7 protein-coding genes and 1 pseudogene are annotated in these 6,164 nt (G+C 70.3%); 3 read left to right on the top strand and 5 right to left on the bottom strand.

The window, feature by feature from the left end:
• Positions 1–3: 3 nt before the first annotated feature.
• Together QNJ12_RS23405 and QNJ12_RS23845 are read right to left on the bottom strand one after the other, a co-directional pair.
• Positions 4–612, bottom strand: coding sequence for a serine hydrolase (locus QNJ12_RS23405; protein ID WP_300626479.1), 609 nt, complete (start codon positions 610–612; stop codon positions 4–6).
• Between the two features lie 29 nt (positions 613–641).
• A pseudogene (locus tag QNJ12_RS23845) lies at positions 642–929 on the bottom strand (serine hydrolase); the annotation flags it as partial.
• Positions 930–1,382: 453 nt separating this feature from the next.
• Between QNJ12_RS23845 and QNJ12_RS23400 the strand changes: the two are divergent.
• Entirely contained in the window at positions 1,383–2,612 is a 1,230-nt protein-coding gene (locus QNJ12_RS23400) for a YibE/F family protein (RefSeq protein ID WP_300626477.1), read from the top strand.
• Positions 2,613–2,657: 45 nt separating this feature from the next.
• Here QNJ12_RS23400 and QNJ12_RS23395 read toward each other — a convergent pair whose 3' ends face one another.
• Both QNJ12_RS23395 and QNJ12_RS23390 read right to left on the bottom strand, forming a co-directional pair.
• Entirely contained in the window at positions 2,658–3,617 is a 960-nt protein-coding gene (locus tag QNJ12_RS23395) for a radical SAM protein (RefSeq protein ID WP_300626475.1), read from the bottom strand.
• Entirely contained in the window at positions 3,614–4,030 is a 417-nt protein-coding gene (locus tag QNJ12_RS23390) for a DUF2784 domain-containing protein (protein ID WP_300626473.1), read from the bottom strand. The genes QNJ12_RS23395 and QNJ12_RS23390 overlap by 4 nt, the downstream gene beginning before the upstream one ends.
• 85 nt (positions 4,031–4,115) lie before the next feature.
• Here QNJ12_RS23390 and QNJ12_RS23385 point away from each other — a divergent pair, with 85 nt between their 5' ends.
• Entirely contained in the window at positions 4,116–4,601 is a 486-nt protein-coding gene (locus QNJ12_RS23385; RefSeq protein WP_300626471.1) for a hypothetical protein, read from the top strand.
• A 36-nt stretch (positions 4,602–4,637) separates the two neighbouring features.
• Here the strand turns inward: QNJ12_RS23385 and QNJ12_RS23380 are convergent, their stop codons facing one another.
• Positions 4,638–5,600, bottom strand: a complete 963-nt coding sequence (locus QNJ12_RS23380) for a haloalkane dehalogenase (RefSeq protein ID WP_300626469.1) — start codon at positions 5,598–5,600, stop codon at positions 4,638–4,640.
• 129 nt (positions 5,601–5,729) lie between these two features.
• On the opposite strand from QNJ12_RS23380, the gene QNJ12_RS23375 reads away from it, so the two are divergent.
• A partial coding sequence (locus QNJ12_RS23375) for a hypothetical protein (RefSeq protein ID WP_300626467.1) occupies positions 5,730–6,164 on the top strand: 435 nt, incomplete at its 3' end.

Below are 6,164 nucleotides of genomic sequence, written 5' to 3'. Positions count from 1 at the left end.
GGGTCAGCGACCGGCGTCGACCACTGCGTCGAGCACGGCGACGATCGCAGAGATCGGGTTGAAGCCGAGATCGGTCGCGGCGAAGAACGCTGTCGTCCCCGTGTCGACCGAGTGACGCACGAACGTGCCGTAGCCGGAGATCGCGCCGCCGTGCCCGACCAGGCCCCTCGGCCAGTCGGACAGCTCGACGCCGAGGCCGTACTCCCCGCCGGCGGTCATCTCCGCCACGGAAGCTGCCGAGATGATGCGGTCGTCGAACAGCGCCGCGCACAGCCGGTGGAGGTCCTCGGCCGAGCTGACGATCGCACCTGCCGCCCACGCGGCGGTGGTGATCGAGGTGGAGTCGTACTGCTCGTCGGGTGCGCTCGGATCGCTGCCTCCGTAGGGATCGAACGGCGCGGGCACCTCCTCGAATCCATCGAGGTAGGTGGCGGCCAGATCGAGCGGTTCGATGATCCGCCGTCGAACGACCTCGTGATACGGCTGGCCGGTGATCTCCTCGATGAGCACGCCGAGGATGAGGTAGTTGGTGTTCGAGTACCGGAACTGCGTACCCGGTTCGAACAGCGAAGGGCGATGGCGATCACGGCGAGCTGCTCCTCGGGCGTCCACACACGCTCCGGGACCTCGTCGACGGTGGTGAAGAAATCGCGCCGATCGGTGACGTTGAGAATGCCGCTTCGGTGCGCCAGCAGGTCGCGGACGCTCACATCCGCCGGTACCGCGACCCGGCTGACGTCGTCGACCGCAGGCGCGTCGAGGTCGACGAGTCCGTCATCGACGAGGGTCAGGGTTTCGACGGCCGTGGACACCTTGGTGATGCTGCCGACGCGGAACGTGTCGGTCGGGGCGGGCGCGACGCCGTCACGGTCACCCCCGGCGCTCGCATGCGCGACGGCGCCACCCCGATCGAGCACGGCGAACAGCACGCCGCCATCGGAAACGTCCAGGCCGTCGACGATGCCGGCGAGGAACTCCGCGTCGATCGGTTCGCCGGCCGACGCGGGTTGGGTCGAGGCCGGCGTGGGTGGGACCGTGCTGCTCGCCGTCGGCTCGGCAGCGACGGTCGAACCGACCGGGGGCGCGGTGGTCGGCGCCGGCCCCGGGGTCGGTCACGGCGGTCGTCGGCTGGGCAGCGCCCTGCGTCGTCGGGGTGCCCGCTCCGCTCGAACACGCAACCGTCGCCAGACCGAGTGCGACGACGACGGCGATCGCCCTCGGTGGTTCGGCGCCCGGAACGTGCGAGTGCGCTCGCCGCAGCATCATCCCTCCTCGGTGTCTGCAGGGCCGACCGGCGAGCGGCGCTGGACGTCAGTCTCGCGAACGGCGGGCGGCGATCCGAATGACGCTCACTCGCGCCCGAGCTGTGCGAGGGTGGTCCGGTGACGGACCGAGCGAGCCCGGAACCCGACGTCGACGGCGTCGCCACCACGGCCCACACCCACACCTCACATGCCGTCCCCCCGTCGGTGAACGCCGTCGCAGGACGCTGGCTCTGGGGAGCGGTCGCCGTCGGCGCACTGTTGACCCTGCTCGCAGCCGTGCTGCTGTGGCCGGCCGGCGACGACGAGTCGAGCGACCCGTTGCTGCTCGAGGCCGACACGATCAGCGCCCACATCGTCTCGATCGAGCTCCTGCCGTGCTCGTACAGCCCGCTCGACCGCTGCCGATGGGTCGAGTTCGAGATGAGCGACGGGCCGTTCGCCGGCGAGCTCGGCGCGTTCGAGGAGGCGACGCCCGACGGGTTCCTCGACGAGGGCGACGACATCTTGGTCACCTGGTTCCCGACCCAGTCGGGTCAACCGGCGTTCTCGTTCTACGATTACCAGCGCTCGGGCGCGATGATCTGGCTGCTGGCGATCTTCGTGGTCGCCGTCCTGCTGGTGGGGCGCTGGCGGGGCGTGGGCGCGCTCGGTGGCCTCGCGTTCAGCTTGCTGGTGATCGTCGTCTTCACGCTGCCGGCGATCCTGGACGGCTCGAACACGCTGACGGTCGCGCTGGTGAGCGCGTCGCTGATCGCGTTCGCAGCGCTGTTCCTCGCGCACGGGTTCGGTCTGGCCACCGCCGTCGCCCTGGTGTCGACCCTGGCGAGCCTGCTGCTCACGGCGGTCCTCGCATGGGCCTTCGTGCGCACGACACACCTGACCGGCCTGTCCGACGAGACGAGTGTGATGCTGGGCGGCCTCGCCGAGGGCATCGACGCCCGCGGGATCCTGCTCGCCGGGATCGTCATCGGGGCGCTCGGCGTGCTCGACGACGTCACGGTCACACAGGTGTCGGCGGTCTGGGAGCTCAAGCAGGTGCGCCCCGAGATGTCGATGCGTGAGCTCGTCGCGCCGGCGATCCGGATCGGCCGCGACCACATCTCGTCGACCGTCAACACGCTGTTCCTCGCCTACGTCGGAGCGGCGCTGCCGTTGCTGCTGTTCTTCACCGAGGCCGGCCAGAGCATCCGTGGGGCGGTGACTCGCGAGCTCGTCGCCACCGAGGTCGTGCGAGCGCTCGTTGGGTCGGTCGGGATCATCGCATCGGTGCCGATCGCAACCTGGCTGGCGGCGTTGGTCGTGTCCGAGCCGGCGGGCCCACCCGAACCGGCGCCGGCCGCCGACTGAATCGCATGACCGGCGACAGCGACAGCGGCGCACGGGCCGACCCGATCACCCGACTCGTTCGTCGAACCGCCAGAGCCCGGCCTGCCGAGCCGACTCGTAGGCGGCGTCGATCTCACTCGCGTGTGGCCGGCGGTCGATGTCCGCATAGCGGTCGCTACCCGGCACCCGGTGATCCGGCCGGTACTGCGCCATCACGTTCACGTAGGTGTCGACCGACACCTCGTCGGCGAGCCACCGCATGATCGATGTCGTCTCGTGTTCCGCACCGGGCATGACCAGATGCCGGACCAGCACACCACGCCGAGCCACGCCGTCGTCGCCGAACCTCAACACGCCGACCTGCCGGTGCATCTCGAGCAGCGCCTCGCGGGCCCGCTCGGGATAGTCCGCGGCGCGGACGAGGCGGCGCGCTGTCTCGGGTCGCCAGAACTTGAAGTCGGGCATGTAGATGTCGACGACACCGTCGAGGAGCTGCAGCGTGCGGAGCGAGTCGTACGCGCTCGTGTTGTAGACGATCGGGATGCGCAGGCCGAGCGGCGCCGCCGCGGCGATCGCTTCGATCACCTGCGGTGCGACGTGCTCGGGGCTGACGAAGTTGACGTTGTGGCAGCCGCGGCGTTGGAGCTCGAGCATGATCTCGGCGATGCCGTCGGCGGGGATCTCCCGGCCGGACTGCCGTTGCGAGATGTCCCAGTTCTGGCAGAAGACACAGCGGAGGTTGCAGAACGCGAAGAAGATCGTTCCCGACCCGTTCCAGCCCCGGAGGCAGTCCTCCTCGCCGAAGTGCGCGAACGCGCTCGCAACGACGGCGTGGCGGCCGGTGTGGCAGATCGCGGTCTCGTCGGCCAGTCGATCGACGCCGCAGTCACGTGGACACGCTCGGCAGTCCCCGAGCTCGGCCACGGCGGTGGTCGCCCGCTCGGCCAGCTCTCCCGACCGGTGGAGCGCGAGGTAGGCCGGTTCGAACTGGTCGACGACGAACCGTGGGTCACTCCGCGGCGTCACGGCGCCACCCGGTCTCGGCTCGTGTTCGTCCGCTGATGCTCGACGGCGCGCGATGTGCGCTTCGACCGCCAGAGCAACCAGTAGACGACGACGTTCGCTGCGACGAGCAGGACGCTGACCGAGATGCGAACGGTTGCCGTCCACTCGCCCGGGTACAGGACCGGCACGATGTAGTGCTCGACGAAGCCGCCGTCGTAGCCGGCATCGCCGGCGCGCCGACGCAACGACTTCTCGAGCGGCGTCAGCGGGCACCTGAACCCGAAGACCTCGATGACGACGCCGTAGGCGACGACCGGGACGTGTGCGAGCGGCACGCGGCGCCATCGCCAGGCGAGCAGGGCGCCGAGGGCGGTGAACAGCACGAAGCCCAGGTGCACCACCAGCACGACGTCGGCGAGCAGACGCCACCCCACGATTCGAGTGTCGCAGAGGCGGGACGCATTGTCAGCCGGAACGCGCTCGAGACCGCCCGACCCCGGTGCGCAAGACTCGGTCCCGATGACGACCGAGGTGGACGACGTCGCGTGGTTCTTGGAGGTCGCGGCAAACTGCGGTGCGACGCCGATCGTCGCCGGGGGTTGGGGCGTCGATGCCCTCGCCGGGAGGCAGACGAGAGATCACCGCGACCTCGACCTGCTCGTGCAACACGAGTGCGTCGAGTCGATCGCGGAAGAGCTCTGCGAGGCGGGCTTCGTCGTGAGCACCGACTGGCTCCCGGTTCGCATCGAGCTCAGCGACGCAGTGGACGACCGACGCGTCGACGTCCATCCGATCCACGACGACGGGCACGGCGGATGGTGGCAGCACGGCCTCGACGGCCAGATCCACGACTACCCGGCACACGCTCTCACGACCGGTGCGATCGGCGGGGTCGTCGTCTCCTGTCTCACCGTCGCCAAGCAGCGACACCTCCACACCGGCTACGAGCTGCGCCGGGACGACGTGCACGACCTCGCCGTCCTCGACGGCCTCGAACCGCCCTGACGAGAACGAGGCGGCGAGGCGGCCGCAGGTGTCGCGTCAGCCGGTGCGGACGACGTGCAGGATGGCGTCGACCAGTGCGCCGGGCTCTTGCTCCTGAATGAAGTGCCCGCCGTCGGGAATGGTGGCGTGCGGCTGTCCCGCCGCCCCCGGCACCTTCGCGATCATGTAGTCGTCGAACCAGCCGAGCACCGGATCGGCCTTCCCGTAGCGGCAGACCAGCGGCTTCTCCCAGGACGAGAGCACGGACCACGCCTCGGCGAAGAGCGTGAAGGGCTCGCCCTCAGCACCGTGTGCGCCGGCGAGCGCCGGGAACTCGAGCATCCCGGCCTGATAGGAGGCATCGGGGAACGGCGCGTCGTAGGCGGCCACCTCGGCGTCGGTCAGGTCGATCCGCACGCCGTCGATGCCGGCGAGTCCCTCCCGGAGCAGGCGCCCGACGTCGAGGTGATCGGCGTCGCGGGCGACCGCCTGCCAGCGGCTGAACGCGTCGGGGTCGTGCGACGTCGCAGCCGCTGCCATCAGGGCGTCGAGATCGCCCGGATCGGGCAGGCCGCCGTTGCCGAGGACGATCCCGCGGAAGCGATCGGGGTGCCGGGCGACCACGGCGAGCCCGATCAGGCTGCCCCAGTCCTGCCCGAAGTACGTGACCCCGCTGAGGTCGAGGGAGGTGACGAGCTCGGACACCCAGTCGACGTGCCGCCGGTACGTGTAGTCGGAACGGGCGGCCGGCTTGTCGGATCGACCGAACCCGATCAGATCGGGGGCGATGACACGGCAGCCCGCATCGACCAGGCCCGGGATCATCTTCCGGTACAGATAGCTCCACGTCGGCTCACCGTGGAGCAACAGGGCGACCGGCCCGTCGGCCGGCCCGGCCGCGACGTGGTGCATCCTCAGCGGGCCTCCGCCGTCGGGGTCGTCGACGTCGACGTAGTGCGGCTCGTACGGCCAGTCGGACAGATCGGCGAATCGTTCGTCGGGAGTGCGGAGCACCTGCATGTCTCGTCACCTCGGTGGGGTCGACGGTCGTTGGCGCTCAGCATGTTCGCAGGTCCGACGGCGATCGATCGTGGCGGCGTCGACCGGCGCCGATCCCGACCGGCGTCGCGAGCACGTAACGTCCCGGGCATGACGGATTGGAACACGCTGACGGCACGGGCGGGCGTCGCGTGCCACGACCTGGTCGGCTGGATGATGTGGGATCCGGGCGCGATCGCCGGCTACGAGGCGCTGGGCGTGCCGGGGGGCACCGGCTGGGTGGTCGCGTGGCGACTCGCTTCGCTCGGCGACACGACACCGGCCGTCGCCGCCGCGGCCGCGTACTCGATCAACCCGGCGGTGATCGACGGGGTGATGAACCTGTACCGCGGTGCGACCGACGCCGACTCGATCCTGGCGGTCCGCGACGACGCCGTCGAACCCGGCCTCGCCGACATCGCTCCAGGATTGGCGGATCAACTGGGCGAGCTCGCCGGAGCGCTGTGGCGGGGCGTCGATTCGGTCCACTTCGGCGCCCGACCGATGTTCGCCGCCCATCGTGATCGCCCCCGCCCCGAGGACACC

It is taken from the genome of Ilumatobacter sp. (assembly GCF_030065885.1).
In the GTDB taxonomy this organism is placed as follows: Bacteria; Actinomycetota; Acidimicrobiia; order Acidimicrobiales; family Ilumatobacteraceae; genus Ilumatobacter.
The sequence above is the reverse complement of the archived record's forward strand: the minus strand, read 5'-3'. Positions and strand labels throughout refer to the sequence as shown.

Bases quoted from the DNA above. Each gene is read 5' to 3' on its own strand.
- QNJ12_RS23380 (WP_300626469.1), bottom strand. From the start codon at position 5,600: ATGCAGGTGCTCCGCACTCCCGACGAACGATTCGCCGATCTGTCCGAC.
- QNJ12_RS23385 (WP_300626471.1), top strand. From the start codon at position 4,116: ATGACGACCGAGGTGGACGACGTCGCGTGGTTCTTGGAGGTCGCGGCA.